32 protein-coding genes are annotated in these 24,323 nt (G+C 71.2%); 21 read left to right on the top strand and 11 right to left on the bottom strand.

Going from position 1 to position 24,323, the window contains the following annotated elements:
* Positions 1-95 precede the first annotated feature (95 nt).
* The 19 genes from IH54_RS45410 to IH54_RS0109585 all read left to right on the top strand — a co-directional run bounded on the left by IH54_RS45410 (position 96) and on the right by IH54_RS0109585 (position 17,363).
* The gene (locus IH54_RS45410) at positions 96-959 is read left to right on the top strand and encodes a hypothetical protein (protein ID WP_159011740.1); all 864 of its coding nucleotides are present in this window, start codon (positions 96-98) and stop codon (positions 957-959) included.
* Positions 946-1,935, top strand: a complete 990-nt coding sequence (locus IH54_RS41470; protein WP_052397240.1) for a head maturation protease, ClpP-related — start codon at positions 946-948, stop codon at positions 1,933-1,935. The genes IH54_RS45410 and IH54_RS41470 overlap by 14 nt, the downstream gene beginning before the upstream one ends.
* Before the next feature lie 13 nt (positions 1,936-1,948).
* The gene (locus tag IH54_RS0109505; protein WP_052397241.1) at positions 1,949-3,301 is read left to right on the top strand and encodes a phage major capsid protein; all 1,353 of its coding nucleotides are present in this window, start codon (positions 1,949-1,951) and stop codon (positions 3,299-3,301) included.
* An 81-nt stretch (positions 3,302-3,382) separates the two neighbouring features.
* Positions 3,383-3,802, top strand: coding sequence for a hypothetical protein (locus IH54_RS0109510; protein WP_159011742.1), 420 nt, complete (start codon positions 3,383-3,385; stop codon positions 3,800-3,802).
* Between the two features lie 2 nt (positions 3,803-3,804).
* Complete coding sequence (locus IH54_RS0109515; protein WP_031514846.1) at positions 3,805-4,287, top strand: hypothetical protein; 483 nt, start codon at positions 3,805-3,807, stop codon at positions 4,285-4,287.
* Between the two features lie 103 nt (positions 4,288-4,390).
* Positions 4,391-4,660, top strand: a complete 270-nt coding sequence (locus tag IH54_RS0109520) for a hypothetical protein (protein WP_159011744.1) — start codon at positions 4,391-4,393, stop codon at positions 4,658-4,660.
* A 27-nt stretch (positions 4,661-4,687) separates the two neighbouring features.
* Positions 4,688-5,761 carry a hypothetical protein gene (locus tag IH54_RS0109525; protein ID WP_159011746.1) on the top strand — a complete coding sequence of 358 codons (1,074 nt, stop codon included), beginning with the start codon at positions 4,688-4,690 and terminating at the stop codon, positions 5,759-5,761.
* 1 nt (position 5,762) lies between these two features.
* Positions 5,763-6,155 carry a hypothetical protein gene (locus IH54_RS0109530; RefSeq protein ID WP_031514853.1) on the top strand — a complete coding sequence of 131 codons (393 nt, stop codon included), beginning with the start codon at positions 5,763-5,765 and terminating at the stop codon, positions 6,153-6,155.
* Between the two features lie 3 nt (positions 6,156-6,158).
* Positions 6,159-6,617, top strand: a complete 459-nt coding sequence (locus IH54_RS0109535) for a hypothetical protein (protein ID WP_031514855.1) — start codon at positions 6,159-6,161, stop codon at positions 6,615-6,617.
* Positions 6,614-7,363 carry a hypothetical protein gene (locus IH54_RS0109540; protein ID WP_031514856.1) on the top strand — a complete coding sequence of 250 codons (750 nt, stop codon included), beginning with the start codon at positions 6,614-6,616 and terminating at the stop codon, positions 7,361-7,363. Before IH54_RS0109535 ends, IH54_RS0109540 begins: the two co-directional genes overlap by 4 nt.
* Positions 7,363-7,788, top strand: coding sequence for a hypothetical protein (locus IH54_RS45415; RefSeq protein ID WP_031514857.1), 426 nt, complete (start codon positions 7,363-7,365; stop codon positions 7,786-7,788). The genes IH54_RS0109540 and IH54_RS45415 overlap by 1 nt, the downstream gene beginning before the upstream one ends.
* A 5-nt stretch (positions 7,789-7,793) precedes the next feature.
* The gene (locus tag IH54_RS46665; RefSeq protein WP_234343427.1) at positions 7,794-8,201 is read left to right on the top strand and encodes a hypothetical protein; all 408 of its coding nucleotides are present in this window, start codon (positions 7,794-7,796) and stop codon (positions 8,199-8,201) included.
* 39 nt (positions 8,202-8,240) lie between these two features.
* On the top strand, positions 8,241-8,609 hold the full coding sequence (locus tag IH54_RS0109555) for a hypothetical protein (RefSeq protein ID WP_031514860.1): 369 nt from the start codon (positions 8,241-8,243) through the stop codon (positions 8,607-8,609).
* 147 nt (positions 8,610-8,756) lie between these two features.
* Entirely contained in the window at positions 8,757-11,969 is a 3,213-nt protein-coding gene (locus IH54_RS0109560; RefSeq protein ID WP_159011748.1) for a hypothetical protein, read from the top strand.
* Positions 11,966-15,220: a hypothetical protein gene (locus IH54_RS0109565; RefSeq protein ID WP_031514864.1), complete on the top strand. Its 3,255-nt coding sequence runs from the start codon at positions 11,966-11,968 to the stop codon at positions 15,218-15,220. The genes IH54_RS0109560 and IH54_RS0109565 overlap by 4 nt, the downstream gene beginning before the upstream one ends.
* Positions 15,221-15,229: 9 nt before the next feature.
* Complete coding sequence (locus tag IH54_RS0109570; protein ID WP_031514866.1) at positions 15,230-15,664, top strand: hypothetical protein; 435 nt, start codon at positions 15,230-15,232, stop codon at positions 15,662-15,664.
* A complete protein-coding gene (locus IH54_RS44370; RefSeq protein ID WP_052397243.1) occupies positions 15,664-16,605 on the top strand; it encodes a glycoside hydrolase domain-containing protein in 942 nt (313 codons plus the stop codon). Before IH54_RS0109570 ends, IH54_RS44370 begins: the two co-directional genes overlap by 1 nt.
* A gap of 32 nt (positions 16,606-16,637) precedes the next feature.
* Complete coding sequence (locus IH54_RS39525) at positions 16,638-17,012, top strand: hypothetical protein (protein WP_052397244.1); 375 nt, start codon at positions 16,638-16,640, stop codon at positions 17,010-17,012.
* A 3-nt stretch (positions 17,013-17,015) separates the two neighbouring features.
* The gene (locus tag IH54_RS0109585; protein ID WP_031514870.1) at positions 17,016-17,363 is read left to right on the top strand and encodes a hypothetical protein; all 348 of its coding nucleotides are present in this window, start codon (positions 17,016-17,018) and stop codon (positions 17,361-17,363) included.
* Between the two features lie 681 nt (positions 17,364-18,044).
* On the opposite strand, the gene IH54_RS41475 is transcribed toward IH54_RS0109585, so the two are convergent.
* The 8 genes from IH54_RS41475 to IH54_RS45430 all read right to left on the bottom strand — a co-directional run bounded on the left by IH54_RS41475 (position 18,045) and on the right by IH54_RS45430 (position 22,149).
* A complete protein-coding gene (locus IH54_RS41475; RefSeq protein WP_052397245.1) occupies positions 18,045-18,659 on the bottom strand; it encodes a restriction endonuclease in 615 nt (204 codons plus the stop codon).
* Positions 18,660-18,663: 4 nt separating this feature from the next.
* The gene (locus IH54_RS0109595) at positions 18,664-19,422 is read right to left on the bottom strand and encodes a hypothetical protein (protein ID WP_159011750.1); all 759 of its coding nucleotides are present in this window, start codon (positions 19,420-19,422) and stop codon (positions 18,664-18,666) included.
* Positions 19,419-19,922 carry a hypothetical protein gene (locus tag IH54_RS0109600; RefSeq protein ID WP_031514876.1) on the bottom strand — a complete coding sequence of 168 codons (504 nt, stop codon included), beginning with the start codon at positions 19,920-19,922 and terminating at the stop codon, positions 19,419-19,421. The genes IH54_RS0109595 and IH54_RS0109600 overlap by 4 nt, the downstream gene beginning before the upstream one ends.
* Entirely contained in the window at positions 19,922-20,434 is a 513-nt protein-coding gene (locus tag IH54_RS41480) for a hypothetical protein (RefSeq protein ID WP_052397246.1), read from the bottom strand. The genes IH54_RS0109600 and IH54_RS41480 overlap by 1 nt, the downstream gene beginning before the upstream one ends.
* A 17-nt stretch (positions 20,435-20,451) precedes the next feature.
* Positions 20,452-21,534, bottom strand: a complete 1,083-nt coding sequence (locus IH54_RS46670) for a DUF2637 domain-containing protein (RefSeq protein WP_078862056.1) — start codon at positions 21,532-21,534, stop codon at positions 20,452-20,454.
* 70 nt (positions 21,535-21,604) lie between these two features.
* Positions 21,605-21,769 carry a hypothetical protein gene (locus IH54_RS45420; protein WP_159011752.1) on the bottom strand — a complete coding sequence of 55 codons (165 nt, stop codon included), beginning with the start codon at positions 21,767-21,769 and terminating at the stop codon, positions 21,605-21,607.
* A gap of 39 nt (positions 21,770-21,808) precedes the next feature.
* Entirely contained in the window at positions 21,809-21,979 is a 171-nt protein-coding gene (locus IH54_RS45425; protein ID WP_159011754.1) for a hypothetical protein, read from the bottom strand.
* Entirely contained in the window at positions 21,979-22,149 is a 171-nt protein-coding gene (locus IH54_RS45430; protein WP_159011756.1) for a hypothetical protein, read from the bottom strand. Before IH54_RS45430 ends, IH54_RS45425 begins: the two co-directional genes overlap by 1 nt.
* A gap of 170 nt (positions 22,150-22,319) precedes the next feature.
* On the opposite strand from IH54_RS45430, the gene IH54_RS0109630 reads away from it, so the two are divergent.
* Both IH54_RS0109630 and IH54_RS41485 read left to right on the top strand, forming a co-directional pair.
* Positions 22,320-22,622 (top strand): hypothetical protein, encoded by a 303-nt coding sequence (locus IH54_RS0109630; protein ID WP_031514882.1) that lies wholly within the window; start codon positions 22,320-22,322, stop codon positions 22,620-22,622.
* Positions 22,615-23,061, top strand: coding sequence for a DUF6221 family protein (locus IH54_RS41485; RefSeq protein WP_052397247.1), 447 nt, complete (start codon positions 22,615-22,617; stop codon positions 23,059-23,061). Before IH54_RS0109630 ends, IH54_RS41485 begins: the two co-directional genes overlap by 8 nt.
* Before the next feature lie 59 nt (positions 23,062-23,120).
* Here IH54_RS41485 and IH54_RS41490 read toward each other — a convergent pair whose 3' ends face one another.
* The 3 genes from IH54_RS41490 to IH54_RS0109645 all read right to left on the bottom strand — a co-directional run.
* Positions 23,121-23,723 (bottom strand): hypothetical protein, encoded by a 603-nt coding sequence (locus IH54_RS41490; RefSeq protein WP_052397248.1) that lies wholly within the window; start codon positions 23,721-23,723, stop codon positions 23,121-23,123.
* 93 nt (positions 23,724-23,816) lie between these two features.
* On the bottom strand, positions 23,817-24,005 hold the full coding sequence (locus IH54_RS45435; RefSeq protein ID WP_159011759.1) for a hypothetical protein: 189 nt from the start codon (positions 24,003-24,005) through the stop codon (positions 23,817-23,819).
* A 73-nt stretch (positions 24,006-24,078) separates the two neighbouring features.
* The coding region (locus tag IH54_RS0109645) for a hypothetical protein (RefSeq protein WP_234343429.1) at positions 24,079-24,323 on the bottom strand (245 nt) is incomplete at its 5' end.

Raw genomic sequence — 24,323 nt, forward strand, 5'->3', positions numbered from 1 at the left:
CCTGCGGAAACGGTACAATGAGCCGTACGAACACTGGACCCCGGCGGGTGCTGGTAACACCCCCGGGGCATGGCCGACCTTCTGAGGAGATCGACATGGATCAGGCTACCCCTGCCTGCGCGCGCCCGACGAAGAAGTACCCCGCCGGACGCACCGGGACGACCGCCGGGTACACCGCACACCGCGCCCACAGCGAGGCAGCGTGCGGCCCGTGCCGCACGGCGTGGACCGCGAAGTGCGCCGAGCAGAAGCAGAAGGCCAGCCCGGAGGCGCGGGCACGCTGGGACGCCTCGTCCAACGCGGCGGCGAAACGCAAGCGAGCAGAGAGCCGAGCCTGCTCCGGCGGGGCGCAGGGGACCGCGGAAGGCCATGCCGCGCACCTGGCCGCCGGGCAGTACCCGTGCAAGCCCTGCAAGGACGCCGTGCTCATCCCCGGCGCCGCCTGCGCCCGGCCAACGGCCGGGTCCCCCGACGGCCGGACGGGAACGGCCACTGGCTACCAGGCACACCGGGACGAGGGCGAGACCCCTTGCCCCGCGTGCACTGCCGCCCAGACGCAGAAGTCCAACGAGCGTCGGAGCACGCTCTCCGCCGAGGCGCTGGAGACGTACCGACGTGCGAACGCCGAAGCGTCCCGGCGCAGGCGCGAGAGCGACCCCGCCGCGGTCCGGGCCATCAAGCACCGGACCCTCACCAAGAACCGGAACGCAGTGCGGGAGGCCAAGGACCGGCCGTGTGCCGACTGCGGTGTCCATTACCCGTACTACGTCATGGAGTTCGACCACCTCGACGCAATCACCAAGGACTTCAACGTCAGCGCCGGGGTGACGTGCGCGAGCTACGACCGGCTCCTCTCCGAGATCGCCAAGTGCGAGGTGGTGTGCGCCAACTGCCACGCCGAACGGACCCACCAGAGGAAGCAGGCCCGGAAGGGGATGACAGTCGATGCCATGGATTGAGGTCCCCGATTTCCAGCCGCGACGCCCGGCGCAGGCCAAGGCGCAGGAGACGCGCGCCTGGTACTCGATCAAGAACGCGGCGTCGGAGGACGAGGCGGAGATCCTGCTGTACGACGAGATTGGTGGGTGGCTCGGCGTCACCGCCGACGAGTTCGTCGCGGAACTCGGCGCCATCACCGCACCGAAGATCAAGGTCAGGATTTCGAGCCCCGGCGGTTCGGTCTTCGACGGGATTGCGATCGCTAACGCGCTGCGCTCCCACCCCGCACAGACCACCGTGCAGATCGACTCTCTGGCCGCGTCCATCGCGTCCGTCATTGCCATGGCAGGGGACCGCGTGGTAGCCGCCCCGAACGCGACCTTGATGGTGCACGACGCCTCGGGCATGTGCCTTGGTGACGCGGCTGAGATGCAGAAGATGGCCGAAGTCCTCGACCTGATCTCCAACAACATCGCTGACGTCTACGCCGCGAAGGCTGGCGGTACCCGCGACGAGTGGCGGGCCGTGATGCGGAACGAGACGTGGTACCTCCCCGAGGACGCACTCAAGGCGGGCCTGGTCGATGAGGTGATGTCGGCGAAGCAGGCACCTGCGGAGGACGAGCCAGCGCAGATGCGCGCCCGGTTCGACCCTGCGGCGTACGGGTACCGCGGGCCCGCCGAGCCGGAGCGGCCGAAGCCCGGCCCGCCCCCGGCCCGACCGGAGCCCGCCGCCGAGGCACCCGCGCCCGCCCTGGTGATCTCCGTCGCCGACGCCCTCACCGAGACCGAGGTTGCCGCGCTCCGCGAACTGGCGCAGGCGCACCTCGACACCGCGCCCCTCGACCCCCCGGCCACCACCGACCTGGACGAGCTGGCCGACGAGCAGCCTGACGACTGGGCCGCATCCCTGGCCCACCTCACCACGCCCGCCCCCTGGGGGCAGGCCCTCGAACACCTCACCCAGACCCCAGCGTCGTCCGCGACGGACGCCTGAAGGAGGAGACACCATGCCCACTCTCGCCGTCCCGCGGAACCAGGACGAACTCGCCGAGGCCATCGGTGACACCGCGACGCTTAAGGAGATCGCGAAGTCCCCCGAGTCTCTGACGGAGTTCATCGTCAACTACGCCAAGGCCCAGGCCAAGGACGACCCTGCGATCGCCGACCAGATCCGCGACGAGACCCAGCGCCAGTTCGCGGACATCCTCCGCAACGACAAGCTCCTCCAGTCCATCAACCGGCTCAACCTGGACCCGGCGGGGAAGCCCGTCGCCCGGTCGAAGCACTACAACGCGAAGGCTCCCGGTGCCGGCCTCGACGAGCGGTGGGGCACCTGGTCCGACTACTTCGCGGCGACCTGGGCCGGTGCTCGCGGCGCGGACGCGCTCAGCGCCCAGTCCGACATCGCGAAGATCCAGAACGCGTTCGGCAGCACCGTCCCCAGCGACGGCGGGTTCCTCATTCCCGAGATCCTCCGCTCCGAGCTGCTGCGCGTCGCCCTGGAGATGGCCGTCGTCCGCTCCCGCGCCCGCGTCGTCCCGATGGAGTCGCTGACGGTCCCGTACCCGATGCTCGACTCCACCAGCAACGCCAGCTCGGTGTATGGCGGTGTCGTCGGCTACTGGACCGAGGAGGGCGGCTCCCTCACCGACAGCAGCCCGACGTTCGGACGGATCGAGCTGGCGGCGAAGAAGCTGACCCTGTACAGCGAGATCCCCAACGAGCTGTTCTCCGACAGCATCATCAGCCTCCAGCAGTTCATGAACGAGTCCTACCCCGAGGCGCTCGCCTGGTTCGAGGACGTCGCGTTCACCGACGGCAACGGCGTCGGTCAGCCGCTGGGCTACCTCAACGCCCCGGCCGCCGTGTCCGTCGCGAAGGAGTCCGGCCAGGCGGCAGGGTCGATCGTGTGGGAGAACATCGTCAAGGCGTACTCCCGCATGCTCCCCTCCAGCATCGCGCGGGCGGTGTGGGTGGCGCACATCGACACCTTCCCGGAGCTGGCCACCATGGCCCTGTCCGTCGGCACCGGTGGCTCCGCGGTGTGGATCGGCACCCCGGCCGCTGACGGCGCCGGCGCCCCGCCGATGACGATCCTCGGCCGGCCGGTCATCTTCACCGAGAAGGTCTCCTCGGTCGGTACCGCGGGCGACATCAACTTCGTCGACTTCGGCTACTACCTCATCGGTGACCGGCAGGCCATGCAGGCCCAGACGTCCACCGAGTACAAGTTCGGCAACGACAAGACCGCGGTCCGCGTGATCGAGCGGGTCGACGGCACCCCCTGGATCAAAACGGCGATCACCCCGCGGAAGGGCTCCAACACCCTCTCGCCGTTCGTGAAGATCGCCACCCGCTGACCCGCCAGCCCGGGCGGGCACTGACACCCCCGCCCGGGCCGCTCCGACACGGCACTCACCCCCCGCAAGGAAGGCACCCTGATGGCTGCAATGGAAGGACTCGGGCGGAGCTTCGACGTCGCCCCGATCGCGGCGGGCGCGGCGTTCTCGCTGCGCGACTGCCTCGGCGTGACGTTCGTCTGCACCGGCAACGACACGTTCACCCTGACCTGCTCCGACAGCTTCGGCGGGTCGTACGCGTCGCCGGGCAACACCATCACCCGGAAGATCACCAACACGTCCACCAACGGCACCGCCGCATGGGTCACCTCCACGCAGGCCGCGTCGAACGCCGTGACCATCAGCAGCGGCACTGTCGCGTTCTACGTCAGCGGCGACTCCCTCCCCGACGGGAAGTCCTACGTCAAGGTGTCCGCGGGCGGCTCGGGCCTGGTCACCGCCGTGTTCCACGACCTGACCACCCAGCGCAAGGCGGACAACCTCGCCATCCGGGGGGCCTGACCATGTCCGTGCTCATCCAGGGCGGCCAGCTCCGCACGATCCTCCTTGGCACGAAGGTCGACCGGGCCACCGCGACGCTCCCGCAGACCGCGACCGGCACCCTCTTCACCGTGGCCGGCGGCCGGGTCCTCCTCACCAGCATCGTCGGCGAGGTCACCACCGTCATCGGGTCGACCGCCACCTCCGCGAACCTCGTCCACACCCCGACCACCGGCACCGTCGGCGACGTGTGCGCCGCGACCGTGATCACTTCCGACGAGGTCGGCACGCTGTACGGCATCAGCGGCGACGCGACGTCGCTGTTCTCCGCGGACGGCGCCGGGTCGAACGCCCCGACGTCGGCCCGCACCGGGCTCCCCGCGCACGCGGTGGTGCTGCCGGTGGGGAACCTCGGGCTGAAGACCACGGCCTCGACCACCGGGTCGGTGAAGTGGTCGCTGACGTACATCCCGCTGGACGACGGCGCGACCGTGACGGCGGCCTGACATGGCGCTGTGGGTGTGCACCGCGTGCACGGCGGCGTACGCCGTCGGCGCGCCGCGGTGCGCCCAGTGCGGCGCAACCGGACACATCGAGGAGGGAGAGCCCATGCCGAAGATCACCGTTCACGGTGGCCCGTCCATCGCCGGGGTCACCGCCACGTGGGGCGACGAGGAGGAGCCATCAGCTTCGAACAGCTCGGAGACATCCTCCGAGAAGCCGCAGCCCTCGCAGCCGACGAGCGAGACCGCCCCGTCCAAGCCTGCCCGAACGATGGGGAGCCGCTCCAAGAAGGGCCGGATGGAGGGCTCTTCTGCGCCTTCGACGGGTGGCGGCCCGGCGGGCGGCACGTCGGCGACCGGCTCTGAGCAGGACTGACCAACCCCAACCGTACGAGGAGAGGAGGTGACACAGGTGATCGACTACATGGAGCCGTGGTACGCGACCCGCGAGGACGTCAAGGACGCCCTCGACTACAAGGTGACCGCGCGCGCTGACGCCCGGATCGACCGCGCCATCGCCGCCGGATCCAGGTCGGTGGACCGCCTGTGCCACCGCCGCTTCTACCCAGTGCTCGACGCCCGCTCCTGGGACTGGCCGAACGGCCAGTACGCCCGCTCCTGGCGCCTGTGGCTCGACAACTCCGAGCTCGTTGAACTGCACGGCGTGGTGTCCGGCGGCGTCACCATCCCCACCGACACGGTGATCCTCCAGCCGAACCGCAGCGGCCCCCCGTACCGGTCCCTGGAGATCGATCTGTCGTCCAGCAGCGCCTTTTCTACCGGGGACACCCAGCAGAACGCCATCACCGTCACTGGGCTGTGGGGCTACAAGAACGTCGAGCGGCCGGCCGGGACTGCCGTGGGGGCCGTGGATGAGGCGGCCACGACCCTCACGGTGTCCGACGCTTCCCTGGTGGGCGTCGGCAGCGTGCTGCGTGCCGGTGGCGAACGACTCCTCGTCACCGGCCGCAGCATGGCTGACACCGGCGCAACCCTGGCAGCGGACGTCACGGCTCAGGCGAACGCCGTCACCCTCCAGCTTGCCGATGCCAGCCTGGTGCATGAGGACGAGGTGCTGCTCTTCGACGGGGAGCGCGTCCGCGTCGACGACATCGCGGGGGACACCGTCGTCGTGCGCCGGCAGTGGGACGGCACGCCGCTCGCCGCGCACACCGCAGGCACCCACGTGTATGCGCCCCGCACCCTGACGGTGGTCCGCGGTGCCCTGGGCACCACGGCGGCCAGCATCGCGGACGGTGCCCCTCTGGTGGCGTGGGAGCCTCCGGCGCTGGTGCGGACGCTGACGATCGCGGAGGCCGTGATGACGCTGTCGCAGGAGCTGGCGGGGTACGCGCGGACGTCCCGCTCGTCCTCCTCGGGCAGTGGGGAGCAGCGTCCGCTCCAGCCGACGGTCGACGACATCCGGCAGCAGTGCCTGACCGCTCACGGGCGCATGGCCAGGACGAGGGCGGTGTGACGTGGCTGACGAGATCCGCGTGACTGCGACGGGCCCGCTGTTCGACGGGCGCGCCCAGGCCGCCGTCGCGCGGTACGTGGACGATGCCCGCGACACCCTCGCGGCGCGCGCGGAGGACATGGTCCTCGCCGAGCTCGGCCGCGTGTTGCGGCACCCCACGGGCTACTACGAGTCGCAGATCCGCACCGAGCGGGTCACGCCGGACACCGACCGGGTGTCCGACGGCGGGGTGGTGTACGGGCCGTGGCTGGAGGGCGTCGGCTCCCGCAACTCCCCGGTGACGAGGTTCGCCGGGTACGGCCACTGGCGGCGCGTGAAGACCCAGCTCGCGCGTGAGGCGCCCGACACCGCGCAGCAGCTGCTCCAGGTCCGCTACCTGCCGGAGATGAGGTGACCCATGGGACTCGACATCAGCACCCTGCTGGACAAGGCCATCTCCCACGCCGGGACCCTTGGCCTCTTCCAAGACGTGAACGGCCACGAGCCGCTCAACCCCCCGGCGTCCGGCGGCCTGACCTGCGGCGTGTGGGTCAGCGACGTCACGCCCGTCCGCACGTCCGGCCTCGGGCAGACGTCCGCGCGGGTCGAGCTGTCGGTGCGGATCTACACCACCGCGGTGCAGGAGCCGATGGACGCGATCGACCCCGCGGTGGTCGGCGCGACGGATCAGCTCTTCGCGGCGTACATCGGCGACTTCACCCTCGACGGCACCGTCCGCCAGGTCGATGTTTTCGGCGCCCGCGGCGAGCCGCTCCGCGCCCGCCCCGGCTACCTGACCGTCGGCGAGACCACGTACCGGGTCATGACCATCACCCTCCCGCTGATCGCGGACGACCTCTGGGAGCAGACGCCATGAGCAAGCAGAGCGGCCTCGGCGACCGCCTCCTCGTCAGCGGCCACAACCTGAGCGGCGACACCAACAGCCCGACGCTGTCGAGCCCGCAAGGCACGCAGGCCGTCACGGGCATCGACAAGCTGGCGTTCGAGCGCCTCGGCCTCGTGCGTGACGGGGCGCTCAGCTGGACGGCCTTCTTCAACCCGGGCATCGGCGCGGACGACGCGCACAGCGTGCTGTCCAAGCTGCCCCGCACCGACGTGCACTGCATGTACCTCCACACCGTCACCCTCGGCCGACCCGCCGCGTGCCTCGTCGCGAAGCAGATCGGCTACGACGGCACCCGCGGCGACGACGGCAGCTTCACCTTCTCCCTCAGCGCGCAGGCCAACGGATACGGGCTGGAATGGGGGCAGCAGCTCACCCCCGGCCCCCGCACGGACACCACCGGCACGTCCGGGACCGGCGTCGACATGGGCACCGGGGCGACCACGCACGGCCTCCAGGCGTACCTCCAGGTCCTCTCGCTGACCGGGACATCGGTGACCGCGAAGCTCCAGGAGTCCAGCGACAACGGCGTCGGCGACGCCTGGGCAGACGTCACCGGCGGCGCGTTCACCGCGGCGACCGCGGCCGGGGCGCAGCGGATCCAGACCGCGGCCGGCCAGACCGTCAAGCGGTACCTCAGGGTTACCACCAGCGGCACATTCACGCAGGCCGTGTTCGCCGTCATGGCGAACCGGAACCCTGTGGCGGTGGACTTCTGATGTTCCGCATCGAATCCCAGCTTCCCCCGCAGGCGTTCAAGACGTACGCGATCCGCCGTCAACGGGACGTCCGTGTGGTCGCGGCGTGCGAGCAGGTCGGCTGCCCGGCGTACCTGCGCGGGTGGGAGTCGACCATCGACGAGCGCACCGACCTCGGCCGGCAGCAGGCCGCGTACATCCGCACGGCCAGCCGCCGCACCTTCAAGGAGCTAACGACCGCGGCCGGCCTCACCGTGTTCCGGTTCGACGCGTACCAGCGGTGCTTCGCCGACCACCACACCACCCCCGAGACGTACCTCGTCCGCGGGGGCGACCACCGCCTCGACCGCGGCGCACCGTCCCGGGTGCACACCCGCCCGGCCGACTGGGTCGAGGACTGCGGCGAGCACCTCCAGCACGTAGCAGACGACAGAGAAAGGGGCTGACCACCATGGCCAAGGAGAGCGGGCTCGGCTGGAGCGTGTGCTCGGTCGACGATGCGTCGGGCACAGCGAAGGCGATCGTCAATGACTGCACCAACTTGCAGTTCGCGACGCCGCGGGCGACGCAGGACACCACGGGTCTGGACAAGTCGGCGATGGAGCGGCTGCTTCTGCTGGCGGACTTCAGCGTCACGCTGAACGGCGTCTTCAACGACGCGACCGGTCAGGCGCACGACGTGTTCAAGACCATCTCATCCACCTCGGTGGCGCGGACGCTGACGCTGACCGTCAGCGGCCAGACCCTCACCAACGAGTGCCTGTTCACGGACTACCCGCTGACCCGCGCGGACTCCGGCGAGTTCACGTGGAGCGTGCCGGGCGTGCTCTGCGACGGCACCGTGCCGACCTGGTCCTGAGCGACCACCACCCACCCACCACCCATTCGAGGAGTCGCGATGGGCTACACCCCGCCGAAGAAGCTGTACGACCTGGACTTCACTGGCACCGAGCACGAGGGACTGGAGATCACCGTCCGCGACATGACGACGGACGAGCTGATCTCCATGCCCAACGAGACCACGCACGAGGCGCTCGTCACCAGCTTCGCCGGGCAGCTGGAGTCCTGGAACCTGGACGGCCCGGACGGCAAGCCGCTGGCGCCGACGCTGGAGAACGTCCGCAAGCAGGACCGTTCCCTCAATCAGCTCATCGTCAACCGGTGGCTGGACGCGCTGAACGGCGTGCCCTCCGGCCCTTTGCCGCCGAGCTCGCCCGGTGGCGAGCCGTCCCCGGCGGTCTCAATTCCGATGGAACCCCTCACGTAATCCCAGCAGAGCTTGAGCGCGCGAAGTTCGTGCTCGCGCTCTGCGACCGCTGGCACAAAACCCCGTCCGAGATCCTCGCCGAGCCCGCCGAGCTGATCCGGCTCCTACGGCTTGAGCAGCTCGGTACACCTGAAGGAGGTGATCCCGGTGTCGAATGACGTCAGCATCGACGTGCAGATCCGTGACCAGTCGGCCGCCGGGTTCACCGCCGTCAACGCCCAACTCCGCACCCTCAAGGGCGTCGCAGAGTCCACCGCGAACGGGCTGCGGACCCTCACCACCCGGGCCGGGACCGCAGCCCTCAGCCTCCGGGCGGTCGGCCGCGACGCCGACAGCACCACCCGGTCCCTCACCGACCTCCGCGCCGCCGCCGGAGACGTCCGCGTACGGGCCCGCGTCGACAACGACACCCACACCGGCGCCGATCAAGTACGCCACGCCGTCCGGGACCTGGAGCGCCTCGGGCCGGTCGAGATCCGCGTGCACCTCGCGAGCAGCGCCGGCGACATCACGGCCACCGCCCGCGCGCTGAGGGACCTGAAGAGCCAGGCGCGTGACGCCGGGCAGTCCACCGCCACGCTCGCGACCCGCAGCACCGTCGCGGCAACCGCGTTGGAGGCACTGCGGGTTGCGGCGGAGGGTGCGGCCGACAAGCTGGAGCGGCTGCGGGACAAGGCGACGGAGACCGCGGTCGCCCTGGCCCTGCTCCGTACCCGGGCGTCGTCCGCCGCCACCGCCGTCGGATCCCTCCGCGACCGTGCCGACGCCGCAGGCACCCGCGTCCACACCCTCAGCACCCACACCCAGACCCTCACCACCGACCTCACCCACCTGCACGGCGCCGCCACCACCGCGGGCACGAGCCTGTCCAGCCTGAGCGGCAGCGTCGGATCCGTCACCACCAGCAGCAGCCGGGCGTCCGGCGCGACGGACCACCTCGTCGGGGCGCTGGTCTCGCTGGCCCCAGCCCTGCTGCCTGTCGCGGCGCAGCTCGGGCCGATCGCAGCCGGCGCCGGGGCCGCGGGGGCTGCGATGATCGCGTTCGGGGCTGCGGTTGCTCCGCAGATCAGCCAGATCAGCGACCTGTCCAAGTCCTTGGACGTGCTCCAGCAGCAGCAGATCGCGGGTGGGGTGCGCACGGAGAAGGCGGTCCAGGCGGAGCAGAAGGCGCTGACGGCGTTGAAGGGCGCCCCGGCGGTGACGTTGAAGGCGGCGGCGGCGTACGGCACGTTGAAGGACGCCTTCACCGCGTGGTCCAACAGCCTCGCGGACTTCACGATGCAGCCGGTGATCAAGAGTTTCGCGGTGGTCGAGGGGATCCTCCCGAAGCTGTCGCCCCTGGCGCAGGACGCCAGTGCGCAGCTGGACCGGCTGATGACCCTCGCCGGGGGCGCGGTGTCGACGCCGGGGTTCGACTCGCTGATGGCGAAGCTGGACACCTACACCAACAAGGTCTTGAAGAGGGCCGGGGACGAGACCGTCCACTTCTCCCGCCTCCTCTCGGAGGGGCGCGCGGACGGGCCCATCCAGCAGTTCATGGCCTACGCGAGGAGCGAAGGCCCCCACGTCCGCCAGGTGCTCCAGGACCTCGCGACGACGGTGTCCCACGTCATCCAGGGCATGGCGCAGGCCGGGCCGTCGATGCTGACCGTGGTCGACGCGCTGGCGCGGATCGTCAACGCTGTCCCGCCCGAAGCGCTGGGCAGGCTGCTCCAGCTCTACACCGCCTTCAAGTTGGTGAAGTTGGCGGGCGCAGGGCTCACGTCCGTCGCGGGCGGCGTGCAGTCCCTCGCGACCCGCCTGGTCGCACTGCGCGCGGCGTCGACCGCTGCCGGTGGTGGTCTCGCGGGTGTGCGGGCGGCGCTGGCGACGCTGAGCACGGGCACGAAGGTGACCGGGGCGGTCGCCGTGGTGGCCGGTGTGGTCCTCGCGATGAAGGCGTTGCAGGGCAGCGGGAAGGCCGCGCCGGACGTCCAGAAGTTGACGAGCGCGATGGGGCAGTTCGGCCGCACAGGCAAAATCACTGGTGAGGCCGCGGTTGCTTTCGGCGGGAATTTTGACCGGCTGAACAGTGCCATTGACCGCCTCAGCGGGGGCGGGTCCAAGATGGACAAATTCAATGACACGATGAACAAGGTTTTCACTCTCGGAATGGGGAAGTCGAATTCCCTAAAGGAAGCCGAGAAAGACTTGGACGCCGTCGACAAGTCACTGGCGCAGCTCGTGCAGAACGGGCAGGCCGACCTCGCTGCGGCCGCGATCGCCAAAATGGGCGACGAGCTGGCCAAGAACGGCAAGCCGACCAAGGACCTCACTGCCCAGCTCGACGACTACAAGAGCGCGGTGGCGGACGCGAAGTTCGAACAGGACTTGGCGGCAGACAGCATGGGCCTGTTCGGGCAGCAGGCGCAGGACGTGCAGCAGAAATTGGACGCGCAGAAGCAGAGCGCGGACGGACTGAGGCAAAGCATTCAGGCGCTCAACGATGCGAACCGCGAAGGGCTCAACGCCGAATCGGATTTCGAGCAGGCAATCGACGACGCGACCGCCGCAATCAAGGGCCACCACACCGCGCTGAAAATGGTCAACGGGCAGCTCGACCTGAATTCGCAGAAGTCCCGTGACGCCTACAAGCCGTTGGCCGACCTCGCCGAAAAGACGGACGCTGCGGCCGCGGCCGCACGGGACAACGGCAAGTCCTGGGCCGAGGTGCAGCGGATCTATGACCGCGGGCGGGACACCCTGATCCGCACCGCCACGCAGATGGGCCTCACCAAAACGCAGGCCAAAGCCCTGGCTGACCAGATCCTCGCGACGCCCGACAAGACCGCGCTCCTCAAGGGCGACCTCACAGACCTCCAGACGAAGCTGGCCAAGGCCAAGGCCGACCTCAAGGCCGCGCCGCCCGGCAAGGAGTACGCGCTGAGGGGCAACGTCATCGACTTGCAGAACAAGGTCGCGGCGGCGCAGCGGGCCATCGACAAGGTCCACGGCAAGACCGTCACGATCACCTACCGCGGCCTCGTGTCCGGCGCCGGCGTCCCTGTTGCCGGTGGCGGCCGGTACGCGCACGGCGGTGTCGTCGGCGCCGCCTCCGGTGGTCCCCGGTCCCGGATGACCCTGGTGGGCGAGCAGGGCCCCGAACTGGTGGACCTCGCCGCCGGGTCCCGGGTGCACACCGCCAACGAGACCCGGCACATGCTGTCCGGCGCGGGCGGCGGCAGTGCGCAGCCGATCCTCGTGCAGTTCGCCCTCGACGGCCGCGTCCTCGCCGAGCAGCTCCTCGTCCCGCAGCGGGACCTCATCCAGCGTGTCGCCGGCGGAGACGTGCAGAAGGCCCTTGGAGGTCGGACCCGATGACGTTTCCCCAGACGAAGCTGGACGTGTGGGCCCGCCTCCAGATCAACGGCACCTGGGTCGACGTATCCGGCGACGTCCGCTCAAGCGGCACCGACGCGATCACCATCACCCGGGGCATCAGCGCCTCCGGCGGGGTGCTCGCCGACCGCGGCTCGTGCTCGCTGACCCTCGACAACAACAGCGGCAACTACTCCGCCCGCAACCCCCTCAGCCCGCACTACCCGTACCTGGGGCTCAACACGCCGCTCCAGGTCGGCGCCGCGTACGGCACCCCGTGGCTGGACTCCCCGTACGGGGCGTACCAGGCCGCGTCCACACCCGACGCGTCGGTCCTCGACGTCACAGGGGATCTGGACGTGCGCGTCGGCGCCGAACTCCCCGTGTGGGGAGACGCCGCACAGGCCGTAGATATCGCCCTGGTCGCGAAGTGGGCCCCGGCCGGCGACAAGTCCTGGTACCTGGGCATCACTCCCGACGGGCGCATCATCCTGGTCTGGTGCCCCACCTCGTCCACGACTCTCTTCGCGGAGTCGGACCGGCTACGCCTCCCGCCGTGGTCACGCCGGGCGGTGCGCGCCACCCTCGACGTCAACAACGGGGCCGGGGGGTGGACCGTCGTTTTCTACACCGCGGACACCCTGGCCGGGACGTGGACGCAGGTCGGCTCCCCGGTCACCGGGACGGGCACCACCGCGATCTTCTCCGGGTCCGCGAATCTGCTGGTGGGGTCCCCCGGGGTAGATACCGACGAGGACTTCGTCGCACGCAAAATCTACGCGGCAGAGGTCCGCTCGGGCATCGGCGGCACCGTCGTCGCGAACCCGTCGTTCGAGTCGCAGGCGGCTGGCACCACGAGCTTCGTGGACACCGCCCCGTCGCCGCGAACCTGGACTGCCCCTGTCGGGGCGATCACCAATCGATACCTGCGGTTCTCCGGCGAGGTGTCCGAGTGGCCGCCGCAGTGGACGACCGGCGGCCAGGACGTCACCACACCGATCACCGCCACCGGCCTGCTCCAGCGATACGGGCAGGCCAAGAACACTCTCCGCAGCCCCATGAGGCAGACCCTCACCTCCGGCCGGATCGACACGCCACTGGCGTACTGGCCCATGGAGGACGGCCCCACAGCCACTCAGGCCGCGTCCGGGCTACTCAACGGCTCCCCGATGCGCGTCAAGGCTGGCGCGCCCCGCTTCGGCGCCACCGTCGGGCCCGCCGGCAGCCTGGCGCTGCCGGACTTCTCCAACGGCGGGACCCTGCACGGCGCACTCGGTGGCGGCGTCGCATCGTCGTGGACCGTGGAGTGCCTCGTCCAGTTCCCCACTGATCTCCCCCTCGGATTCGCTGCCGCCATCAGCTGGACCGCGCTCGGGACCCGCGCGAACGTGTGGGAGATCGACGCACAGCCCCAGGCTGACGGGGGTCTGTCCGTGCAGTGGGCAGACACGGCGTTCGACGACTTCGGCGGTCCGTACTACAGCAACATCGGCATCAACGATGGTAAGTGGCATCAGGTCCGTGTAACCGTCGCCCAGTCCGGCACCGCCATCAGCATCCAGGTGTGGCTGGACGGCACCCGCGTGATCAACACGTCGGAGGCCAGCGTCACCCTCGGGGCGATCCGCACCATCGACGTCAACGGCGGGGCAGCCGACGACGCCGGAGTACCCAGCGTCGGCCACCTCGCGGTGTGGTCGCCGTCCACTACCGCGAGCACCTACCTCGCAGTGGACGGATACGACGGCGACACCATGACGGACCGCCTCCTCGGAGTGATCTTGGACGAGGCGGTGCCGCTGTCGATCGCAGCCATCGGCAACGAGACCGAACTGATGGGCCCGCAGCCCATCGACACCCTCCTCAACGTCATCACCGACGCGGTCCGCGCGGACGAGGGCTTGCTCTACGAGACCCGGGAACGCCTCGGCATCCGCGCCCGCGGCCGCGCCACCCTCTACAACCAGGCGTCGGCGCTGGACCTGTCGTACGTCGCGGCCCCGCAGCCGCTGATGGCGCCGCTCACCCCGGTCGGTGACCTCCAGGGCAGGCTCAACGACAGCACGGTGACGCGCACCAACGGCTCCAGCGGCCGGTACCAGGTGATCGATGGCCGCCTGTCCGTCCAGGAGCCGCCCCTCGGGATCGGGTCCGGGTACGACGAGAACGTCACCCTCAACCTGTACGCCGACGGTCAGACCGTCCCGCACGCCGCGTGGCGCGCGCACGTGGGCACAGTCGATGCAGACAGGTTCCCGCAGGTCAACGTCTGGCTGGAGAAGGCCCCTTCGCTGATCCCGCAGGTGTGCCGCCTGGACACCGGGTCGCGGATGCGGATCACCCCGCCGCTGCTGGGCCAGCTCCCGCCCGACGCGATTGACCAGCTGGTGCTGGGCTACACGGAGACGTTGGCGCAGGTCGCGTGGCGGCTCTCGCTCGCGTGCCAGCCGTACGCCCCGTACCAGGTGGGCGTGGTCGGTGACGTGGTGCTCGGCAAGGCGGACACCAGCGGCAGCACGTTGGCCTCATCGGTCACCGCGTCGGGCACGACGCTGAGTGTGGCCACGACCTCGGGCCCACTGTGGACGGCCGACCCTGCTGAGGCCCCGTGGGATGTGCGGGTCGGCGGCGGCGAGGTAATGCGTGTCGAGGCGGTCGGGACGAGCGTCCTCAATGCCAATGCGTGGATGGACTCAGGCATCAGCGGGTGGTCGGCGCAGGCTACGACGGCAACCGTGGCGGCGGTGACGATGCCACGCCCCGACGGCGTCACGGCGCCCGTCCTGCAGATCACCCCGGACGGGGTGTCAGCGTCCGGCGGCGCGATTTCGACCGCCCGGACCGCGGTCGGCTCGATCACGCCCGGCGCGTCCTACGTCGTGTGCATGTGGGCGTACAGTCCCGGCGGCCATAGCGATCTACGACCGTGCGTCGACTGGTATACGGCCGCCAGCGCGTTCATCAGCAGCAGCCTCGGCGTCGGGACCGCCGTCCCGGCTGGGCAGTGGAAGTTCCTCGCGCAGACGTTCACCGCCCCAGCGTCCGCGTCCATGGGCCAGATGCGGGCCCGTCACGCGGGCACGCCGCCTGCGTCGGCCGTCTGGTTCGCGTGGGGCATCCGCATCATGCCGGTGGCCGGCACCCAGACCAGCCCGCAGACCATGCAGGTCACCCGCGCCCGCAACGGCATCAGCCGCACGTGGCCGTCGGGCACGGACGTGCGGCTGGCCCACCCGATGACCCTCGCCCTGTAGGAGGCGCACGTGACGATCCTGGCGGGCCAGACGGTCACCGCGGACATGCTCAACCGGCTCAAACCGGCGGTGTACTCGGCGGTGGGTACCGGACCGTTGGCTGGCGCCGCCACCAACGGCGACGTGCCTGGCGCGACGATCACGCTGACCACGGCGACAGCGGGCGCCGCCTACTCGGTGACGTGCGTGTGGGACGTGCAGTTGACGGGCGCGACCACGTCCCTGCTCACGGTCCGGCTGAACGTGGACGGGACGCTCGTGGCGCCGTTGGGCACTTTCGCAGCGTCGGCGTCCGGCAACCGGTCCACGATCCCGCAGCAGTACACCGGCGTCCTCGCGAGCGCGGGGTCCCACACCTTCAAACTGGTGGGTTCGCCCGCCGCATCCCAGACGATTCAGGGCACCAATACCAGCCTGATCGTCACGATTTTCGAGGTGGTGTGATGACCGAATCTCAGGGCGTGGACTACTCGTCCGGCCGTCCCGGCGGTGCGGCACTCGCGGCGGCTGGCATCGCCTTTGCCGCCCGCTATTTGTCGCACAACCCGTCGAAGAACCTCACCAAGTCGGAGGCCGCCGACCTTGCAGCGCACGGTGTGTGGGCGGTGGTGGTGTGGGAGACGACCGCGCAGCGCGCGAGCACGGGCCGGGCCGCGGGGATCGCGGACGCCAAGGCGGCCGCGGCGCAGGCGGCCGCATGCGGCATGCCGCCGTTGAGGCCGATCTTCTTCGCCGTCGATTTCGACGCCTCGCCGTCCGCGGTCGTCGCGTACTTCCAGGGCGTCGTCTCGGTGCTCGGCCTCGCGCGGACCGGGGTGTACGGCGGGTACCGAGTCGTGTCGTACCTCCTGGACCACCGGCTCGCCACGTGGGCGTGGCAGACGGTCGCCTGGTCGCAGGGCCGGTGGGACTCCCGGGCGCACATCCGGCAGTACGCGAGCACGGTCCGGATCGGCGGCGTGAGCTGCGACAAGAACACCTCGATGCACCCCGACTTCGGGCAGTGGATGCCCGGCAAGACCCCTTCGGAGGACGACATGACTCCCGACCAGGCCGCAGCCCTCGCCCGCGTGGACAAGGCCATCGCAGGCCTCGCCCTTGCACCGTGGACGTACCGCAACGCCGACAAGGACGCGGCCAGCGTCAAGGCGGGCAAGGGTCACATCCCCGACGCGTACTCGTACCTCGTGCAGACGTGGGGCTACGTGCAGACGCTGCTCGCACGGGAGCAGGCGCAGACGGCGGCGATCACCGCGCTCGCGGCGCAGCTCGGCACCGGCGCGGACGTGGGCCGGATCGTAAGCGCGGTGCAGGACGCCATCGCGACCGCGACCGTGCACGTGACCGTCGACACCGGCGACGCCCCGGCGCCCGCCGCGTCCTGACCCCCAACCCGCACCAGCAGAAACGGACCACCATGAAGATCTTCGGCCGCGAGCCCGCCCTGTGGCTCGCCCTCATCGCCGTCACGGTCAAGCTCATCGCCGCGTTCGGCGTGAACGTCTCCGGCGACCAGCAGGCCGTCATCAACACCGTCGCCGCGGCCGCGGTCGGCATCCTCGTCGCCGCCACCACCCACGACGGGCTCGGCGCCGCAGTCCTGAACTTCGTCCAGGCCGGGATCGCCGCCGCGGTCGGCTTCGGGCTGGACTGGTCCGCGGACCGGCAGGCCGTCGTCATGTCCGCCGCCGCCGCGATCGTCGCAATGTGGACTCGTACGCAGGTGACCGCACCGGTGCCGCCCGTGTCCCGGCCCGTCATCACGGCCGCCCCTCCGGTCAAGGGCGCCTGACCTGTGGCCGACGAGCCGACCACGAGCGAGCTGATGCGCCGCCTGGAGGATGTACGCACCGACCTCAAGGAGGACATCAGCGGACTTGCGGCCCGGCTCGACGGCAAGGTGGATGCGCAGATGCTGGCGTTGCAACAGCAAGCGCAGGACGAACGGGCCGCGCAGCAGGCCGCCCGTATCGCCACGTTGGAGGAGGCCGCCCGCCGGGAGGCGCGGCGGCGTGACGACGAGCGGCAGGCGGCTGCGGCGCAGCGGGCTTCGGACCGCAGGCTGGTGTTCACCGCGCTGGTCGCCCCGGTGTTGATCGTGCTGCTGACGGTGTGGCTCCAGACGAAGGGAGCCGGGTCGTGACCGGGCATGGAGCGGATCGGGTGCGGGACCGTCGTACGGACGCGCTGTACGCGGCTGCGGTAGTGCTGGGATTGGCGCTGCTGGCGTGGGTGGTCATCACAATGCAGCAGCTCGGGCACAACCTCACCCAGGCCAACGCCGCACGCGACGCCCTGGCGCAGCAGGTGCAGCAGCTCGGCGCCTCGCCGGTAGCCGGACCGCCCGGAAGCCGCGGTGCGCCGGGCACGCCGGGCGACTCCGGCCGGCAGGGCGCGACCGGGCCGTCTGGCCCGCCGGGGCCCGTGGGCCCGTCTGGTCCGCCGGGCTCGCCGGGGCCGACCGGTCCGGCTGGCGCCTCCGCAACAGGGGAGCCGGGCGCCGACGGCGCGGCGGGCACGGACGGCGCCGCCGGGCCCGCTGGTCCTGCTGGCCCGGCGGGTCCGCAGGGTGACCCGGGCCCGGCTGGTCCCGCGGGTGCGCAGGGGCCGCTGGGTCCTGCGGGTCCGGCGTGCCCGGACGGGTACACCCTCCAGCCCGCGGTGGACGATCCGGACGCGCTGGTGTGTCGCCGGGATGGGGCGCCCGCGCCGACGACACCGGCGCCGTCAACTCCGGCTGCGCTGCTGGACCGGCGCCGCACCTGAACAGCAGAACGCCCCCGCTCTCCTTCGGGAGAGCGGGGGCGCCTCGTCGTGTCCGCGGTCATGTCCAGGGCGGCCGGCCGCCCCGAGCCCACTCCGCGAGACCGTCGCCGTCGACGAGCCGAATCCCAGCCTGCCTGGCGTAGGCGCGGGCGTCCGCCGTGTAGGTGCCGGTGGTGACGACGATCGCGAGCTGCGCGCCGTGGACGATCTGGTAGGTGCCCCCGACGCGCTGCACGTCCGGCGAGCTGACGCTGCGGCCGGCGGCGTACCGCTTGCACTGGATCAGGATCGTGCGCCCGTCCGGGGTGGTGGCGAGGACGTCCGCGGCCAGATCTCCGGCGCCGCCGACGACTTGCACGTCCCGGCACCCGTCGCGCCAGCACAGGTCGGCGACTGCGGCCTCGAACGCGGCGGGGTCGAGGTCGAGGTACTCGCGGACCGCGTCCGCGCGCTGTACCCTGCGGGCGGTGGCACGGCCGGTGAGACGCGAGATCCCGGTCCCGCCGAGCGCAGCCAGGGCGACGACGGCCGCGACGGCGGCGGGGTGTCCGGTGAGCCACGCCACGACGGCGCGGACGACCACCCACACCCCCGCAGCGCCGATCGCCACGGCGAGCAGGAACGATCCGCAGGTGGGGCGATGCCACCGGCGCCGCCGGTATCTGGCAGACATGCGGTCACCCCTTCCTGACTCGGCCGGCCCGGATGGGGTCGGCGACGGTGACGTGCGTGCGGGCGGGGTTGTCGGGGTCGTCGACGGACGTGATCCGCAGGTCCCCCACTCGCCGGACGGTGGGCGTAGGGGCCGTAGCGTGGGGGACCGGTAGGGGCGTGGCGTTGCCGCTGTGACCTGCGGTGTAGTCGCCTACGGGCCCCTGTTGGGCCCCTTCCGGGAGGGGCTGGGGGAGAGGGTCGAGGTCGTCCCGGTGCACCCCGCTGGACACCCGGTCACCGCCCAGGTCCCGCACCTTGGGGCGGATGGGGATGCCGTGGGTGGTGCACGCGGCCCGCACCTGGGCGCCGGTCCAGGTGTCGCCGGTGAGCGCGTGGAGGTGGTCGGCGAGGGTCGTGAGGTGCACGGCCGGGGAGTCGCCGAGGACGCCCCTGACGGCGTCCTGGAACTCACCCGCGAACAGCTCCCGGCGAGGTGTCGGCGGGACGTCCAGGACCGCGGTGGAGGGCTTCTTCGGCGGGGCCTTGGCGGCCTTCGTCGCGGCCCGCAGCGCCAGGATGGCGACGATGAACACCGCCAGGGCCAAGACCTTCCACGAGGTGGACAGGAGCCGCCACAGCCCGTACCCCACCCCGGTGACCATCGCGGCCCGCACCGCCTTGTCGAACCCGCCCTCCCCCGCGGAGATCCACCTGCGGGGTCCTTCGAACCACCGCTCCCCCAGGATCCTCACTCCCTTTGCGAGGTGCTGCGACCAGCTCATGCCTGCCCCCCGTTGAACCAGCCGAGGATGCCGTCACCCATGCCGTTCGCTACCCCTGTGACGTGCAGGAACAGCCCGGCCACGCCGACGGTGAGCGTCATCGTGGAGCCCGCGAACCAGCCCCAGAACAGCTTCTTCTTCACCGCCTTGTCCGCGGCCTTCCACACCACGACGAACCCGAACGCGAAGAGGAACGCCACCAGGTGCCCGCCCTCCGTGAGGACTCCCGCCGACCCGTGGTTGAGGACCTCCGCCTTGCCACCCGCAGTGCCGCTGACCGCGTGCTTCCCGACGCCGTTGCCGACGAGCGCTGTCCACCCGGCGAGGATGCCGATGACGCCGGCGCACATGGTGGCGAGCCCGCCGAGGACGTAAGACCCGGCGAACGGGGCGAGGTCGGCGGGTTTCCGGCCGGGGGTCTTCCACCACTTCCAGCCGTAGAGCCCGGTGACGGCGAGGCTGACGGCGAGGCAGCCGACGGTGATCGTGGTGTGGTTCATCAGAACGCTCCGGTGACGAATCGGACGATGTCGAGGGGTGAGGCCATGGCGACGGTCCCGACGAACGCGGAGGTGAGCAGGGCGTACGAGGGCCAGCCGCGGCGGCGGTGCACGAGGACGGCGCCCACGGTGAGGCCGGTGCAGGCGATGACCCAGGCGGCGCTGACGCCGGCTTCGTGGCGGGCTTGGGTGAGGATGGCGCCCCACCGGGTGGCGGCGGACCATCCGCCCCACCAGGGGATGAGGGCGGTGGCCGCGCCGATGGTGGGGCGGGCGTAGGGCCAGTGTGTGAGGCGCCGCAGGTCCCAGCGGGGTTCGGGGCCGTCGGCTGCCTGCGCGGTCGCCCGGTCGGGGGGTGGGCCCGGCGGGGGTGTCCTGGGTTGGGTGGTGGCGTCGACGTAGTCGTCGAACCAGTCCCGGTCGCGCGCGGGCGGTTGTGGGGCGTAGCCGACGCCGCGGCGGTGGAGTGCGTGGCGGATGCGGTGCTCGTCCGCGCCGGGTGTGGCGGTCATGATGCGGACCTCCGGGGTCACGGGTAGTAGCCGGTGCCGGATGATGCGGCGGTGCGGCGGCGCTGCCGCGACAGCTCGGTGCGGACGTACGCGGCGGTGACGGTGATGCCGTGCTGCGCGAGGCGGGCCACGATCTGAGGCGCCGCATCATCGGGGTGCGCCTCAGCGACGGTGCGGACTGCGGCGGCCTTCGACATATCGGCGAGGCGGAGCGCATCGTCGGCGTGGCGGGTGAACTCGGTGTCGTCGTCCGGCCGGTGAGGCTGGGGCGCATCTGGGGTTTGAGCTGCGCGCATCACCGGCGCATCACCCGCGGGGGCGGGTACGGGGAGCGCGGCGGGCGCATCCTCCACGGCCGCCGGGATGGGGCGGGGCGGCACGGTGAGGCGGCCGAGTGAGGCGGTGCAGATCATGGTGCGGCGCCCCGGTGATGCGGGTGCGGCAGCCGCGTGGAGCGGCGCACCGTGGCGGGTGAGGCGCAGGCGCAGCACCGCCTCAACGGGGGCGCGGCGCCGCCACATCACCCCGTAGCGGGCGCGGAGGTGTGCACGGTACGTGAGGCGGTCCTGCTCTCGCCGGATGACTTCCTCGTACGACCGCAGCTCCCACAGCTTCATGCGGCGCCACAGCCGGAACGTCGACACGGGGGCGAGCAGCCAGCGGGCGAGGCGGACACCGTCCATGTGCTTGTCGGCGGTGATGTCGGCGATGCGCCCGATGGCGTGACGGGCGGCCTCGACGGATACGACGAAGAGGACGGGGATGGTCGCGTGCATGCCCACGCCGAGCCCGTCGGGCCAGGCGGCGGCGCCGTTGAAGGCGATGGTCGCGGCGGTCAGCAGCCACGCGGTCTGGCGGAGCATCGGGTAGGGGATGCGCAGCCAGGTGAGGAGGAGGTCGAGGGCGAGGAGGACGACGATGCCGGCGTCGACTCCGATGGGGAAGACGTTGGCGAACCAGCCGAAGCCCTTGTCCAGGGCGAGTTGGCGGACGGCGGCGTAGGACCCTGCGAGGCCGATTCCGGCGATGGTGGCGACGCCGGTGGTGATGCCGGCGACGACGTACCGCTGGAGCGGGGTGAGTGTGGGGCGCTCGGCCACGGGGGTCCTTTCTGGGGTGGGGCCGCGCCCGGCGGCCGTGGGGGACGGATCGCCGGGCGCGGCGGTCGGGCTACTTGCTGCGGTTGATGGCGTCGGTGACCTGGGCGACGCCCGTCGCTCCCTCCTCGACGATGAGGTGGGCGACGAGGTCGGCGGCGCGCTCGATGTCCCCGGTGGCGACGGCGGCCTGGACTTCGTCAGCGCGCTGGTTGATGAAGGGGTCGTTACTGCTCATGGGTTTCTCCTTGGGGTGTGGTGGTGAACGGGGTGTGGGTCAGCGGCGGCGGAAGATGCCGTTGCCGAAGCGGGCGCGGTCCTGCTGCTCCCAGGTCTCGCTGGCGGCGGCGGCCTTGGGGATGCTGCGGCGGTGGGCGCGGGCGCGGCGTGCGGACGCGGCGTCGCTGCTGGCGGTGTCTTTGCCGCCGAGCCAGGACAGGCGGCCCATCAGCGGCGGTGGAACGTGTGGGGGCTGGCGCTGCTGTGCCCGCCGGCGTGCTCGTCGTTGCGCTGCTGGTAGTCGTTGGCGCAGGCCTCGACGGTGGCGGGCTCGGCGGAGACGACGTTGGGCTGCGGCCCGGGGGTGGGCTCGGGCGCAGGGGTCTCGGTACGCTTCACGGGATCTCCAGTGCTGTCACAGGTCGTTGGAGGTCAGGCGGCCCGGCCATATGGAGGTGCGAACTCCGGTCGGGCCGCCGTTACTTGAAGCAGCGTGCGCTGCTTGGCAACCACCGTAGGGGACCCCTACGCTTGGTCGCAAGCGGCCCGCCGAGAACGGAAGGGCTGAAGTGGGCGACGAGGAGGTGCGGCGCGTGGCGGACGCCCTGGATGCGGTGGAGCAGATCCCCGACCGCGAGGAGCGGGTGAAGGCAAAGAGCCGGGTGATGGCCGCGCAGGCCGAGCGGAACAAGGACTGGTCGCAGGAGCGGGATGACCTGATCCGTGAGTTGTGGGACGGCGGGGGCGGCCTGTCGTATCAGGAGATCGCGAACCGGTTGGGGATCAAGAAGGCGACGGTGCAGGCGGTGTTCCGGGGGAAGGGGTCGGGGACGACGCGCCCGCGGGTGAAGAGGGAGAGCAACGGTGGATGACCTGGTGGCGTTCCTGCGGGCGCGGCTCGACGAGGACGAGGCCATCGTGCGCACGCTCGCCGAACCGCCCGACTGGCACACGGGCCCGGGGGACGACCCGGGCTGGACGGACGAGTCGGTCGTCTGCATGTGGCCGCCGGAGCATCACACGCCCTACGAGCAGGACAAGCACTGGCGCGGCCTCACGGCGAGCAGCCCGGAGTTGGCCGCCCACATTGCCCGGCACGACCCGGCGCGAGTGCTACGGGACATTGAGGCCGTGCGCGGCGTGCTGGGCATCTACGACCAGATGGCGCCCGGCCTTGACGGGCCTGACGCTGGCACCCGGGGTGCCGCGCGCATGACGCTTCACATCCTCCGCCCCGCACTGCGCCACCTCGCACGGGCCTATGCCGACCACCCCGATTACCGCGCGGACGAGTGGACCCCCGAGATCTGACCCCGGACGCACTGCCGCCCCGTCACCAGCTCGGTGACGGGGCGGTCGCCGTCGCGCGGCTACTTCGCGGGGATCGCCCAGTAGATCGGCTCCGGCGCCGACTCCGGCGCGTACACCACCCCCACCGGCCGCTGCCCCTTCGGGATCGGAAACATGATCCCGCCGCGCGTACAATCGCCGGCCCGGACCGTCCCGTCCATGGGGAACTCCGGCTTCGGGAAGTCCCCGCCGGACAGTCCCGTCGTGTCCGCCTGCGACCCGTCGTCGAACTTCACGTGCCAGGGGTCCTGGCTGACCTCGATCGACGGCCCGGACTTCTGGCAGATCTTGATGTCGAGGCGTCCCCATTGCGAGCCGGCCGGGACGCCGAGGCTCTCGTCGGGCGGGTCGCTCTTGAGGACGGGCTGCTTGTAGCCGAGGACGGTCGTGGAGCCGGTCGCGCCCTGATCGCTTCGCCATGGCCAGGACTGGCCGATGGTGTACGTCGTGGGCGGCGTCGGGGTGGGCGTTGCAGTGGGCGCGCTGGTGGTGGTCACGGCGGCCGGGCTCGTGGTGGTCGGCACGGGTGCGGCTTTGTCGTCGCTGCCGCTGGATGAGCAGCCGACGATTGTGGCCAGCAGAGTTATGCCGGTGAGCGCGGCCGCGGTGGTGCGGGTGTGCATGGGTGGTCCCCCCTCGGTGTTCGTGGAGGGGAGTTTCCCGCTTGTGGGGGCGGCGTGTGGGCGGTGTGACCGGGTTGTGACGATGGGGCCGCCTCAGAACGCGTGGAACCTCGCCGTCCGTCCGGACTCCGGCGGGTGCAACTCTCGTGCTGCGGCGCGGGCGTCGTCCATTAGGTGGCGTTCGCGCGTTGTCCCGACCGGATTGACGCCTGTTTCTTCCAGGGCGTCGGCGAGGTCGCGGAGTAGCCGGGCGAGACGTTCGGGGTCGTTTGCGTAGGTCATGGCCGCACGGTACGACGACCACCGCCCCGCGCGCCGAGCTTCGGCGACACGGGGCGGCGGGGGCGGCGCGGCGTCAGTCGGCCTGGATCGGGTTGGTGGCAGTGGTGTGGTCGTACCCGGTCTTCTCGCGGTCGTGAGCCATGCCGGGGGCGCAGGTGGCGAGGTGTCCGGCCCAGCCCTTCTGCGGGCCGTCGGGGATGATCCGGTAGACGAAGCATCGGTTTCCGCAGAACTTGCAGTAGGCGCCGGCCATGTCGGTTCTCCTTCGTGGGGTGTTGCGGGGGCGGGTGGTCAGGCGGCGGGGGTGAGGTGGCGGCG

The sequence above is a fragment of the Streptomyces sp. NRRL F-5123 genome (assembly GCF_000721495.1).
In the GTDB taxonomy this organism is placed as follows: Bacteria; Actinomycetota; Actinomycetes; order Streptomycetales; family Streptomycetaceae; genus Actinacidiphila.

Excerpts from the sequence above, each read along its gene's own strand:
- IH54_RS44370 (WP_052397243.1), top strand. The coding sequence starts at position 15,664 with ATGACCGAATCTCAGGGCGTGGACTACTCGTCCGGCCGTCCCGGCGGT.
- IH54_RS41480 (WP_052397246.1), bottom strand. The coding sequence starts at position 20,434 with ATGACCGCCACACCCGGCGCGGACGAGCACCGCATCCGCCACGCACTC.
- IH54_RS41470 (WP_052397240.1), top strand. The coding sequence starts at position 946 with ATGCCATGGATTGAGGTCCCCGATTTCCAGCCGCGACGCCCGGCGCAG.
- IH54_RS41475 (WP_052397245.1), bottom strand. The coding sequence starts at position 18,659 with ATGTCTGCCAGATACCGGCGGCGCCGGTGGCATCGCCCCACCTGCGGA.
- IH54_RS0109565 (WP_031514864.1), top strand. The coding sequence starts at position 11,966 with ATGACGTTTCCCCAGACGAAGCTGGACGTGTGGGCCCGCCTCCAGATC.
- IH54_RS0109555 (WP_031514860.1), top strand. The coding sequence starts at position 8,241 with ATGGGCTACACCCCGCCGAAGAAGCTGTACGACCTGGACTTCACTGGC.
- IH54_RS46665 (WP_234343427.1), top strand. The coding sequence starts at position 7,794 with ATGGCCAAGGAGAGCGGGCTCGGCTGGAGCGTGTGCTCGGTCGACGAT.
- IH54_RS0109515 (WP_031514846.1), top strand. The coding sequence starts at position 3,805 with ATGTCCGTGCTCATCCAGGGCGGCCAGCTCCGCACGATCCTCCTTGGC.
- IH54_RS0109600 (WP_031514876.1), bottom strand. The coding sequence starts at position 19,922 with ATGAACCACACCACGATCACCGTCGGCTGCCTCGCCGTCAGCCTCGCC.
- IH54_RS41490 (WP_052397248.1), bottom strand. The coding sequence starts at position 23,723 with ATGCACACCCGCACCACCGCGGCCGCGCTCACCGGCATAACTCTGCTG.
- IH54_RS45415 (WP_031514857.1), top strand. The coding sequence starts at position 7,363 with ATGTTCCGCATCGAATCCCAGCTTCCCCCGCAGGCGTTCAAGACGTAC.
- IH54_RS0109520 (WP_159011744.1), top strand. The coding sequence starts at position 4,391 with ATGCCGAAGATCACCGTTCACGGTGGCCCGTCCATCGCCGGGGTCACC.
- IH54_RS45420 (WP_159011752.1), bottom strand. The coding sequence starts at position 21,769 with ATGAGCAGTAACGACCCCTTCATCAACCAGCGCGCTGACGAAGTCCAG.
- IH54_RS39525 (WP_052397244.1), top strand. The coding sequence starts at position 16,638 with ATGAAGATCTTCGGCCGCGAGCCCGCCCTGTGGCTCGCCCTCATCGCC.
- IH54_RS45435 (WP_159011759.1), bottom strand. The coding sequence starts at position 24,005 with ATGACCTACGCAAACGACCCCGAACGTCTCGCCCGGCTACTCCGCGAC.
- IH54_RS0109510 (WP_159011742.1), top strand. The coding sequence starts at position 3,383 with ATGGCTGCAATGGAAGGACTCGGGCGGAGCTTCGACGTCGCCCCGATC.
- IH54_RS0109535 (WP_031514855.1), top strand. The coding sequence starts at position 6,159 with ATGGGACTCGACATCAGCACCCTGCTGGACAAGGCCATCTCCCACGCC.
- IH54_RS45410 (WP_159011740.1), top strand. The coding sequence starts at position 96 with ATGGATCAGGCTACCCCTGCCTGCGCGCGCCCGACGAAGAAGTACCCC.
- IH54_RS0109595 (WP_159011750.1), bottom strand. The coding sequence starts at position 19,422 with ATGAGCTGGTCGCAGCACCTCGCAAAGGGAGTGAGGATCCTGGGGGAG.
- IH54_RS0109505 (WP_052397241.1), top strand. The coding sequence starts at position 1,949 with ATGCCCACTCTCGCCGTCCCGCGGAACCAGGACGAACTCGCCGAGGCC.
- IH54_RS0109540 (WP_031514856.1), top strand. The coding sequence starts at position 6,614 with ATGAGCAAGCAGAGCGGCCTCGGCGACCGCCTCCTCGTCAGCGGCCAC.
- IH54_RS45425 (WP_159011754.1), bottom strand. The coding sequence starts at position 21,979 with ATGGGCCGCCTGTCCTGGCTCGGCGGCAAAGACACCGCCAGCAGCGAC.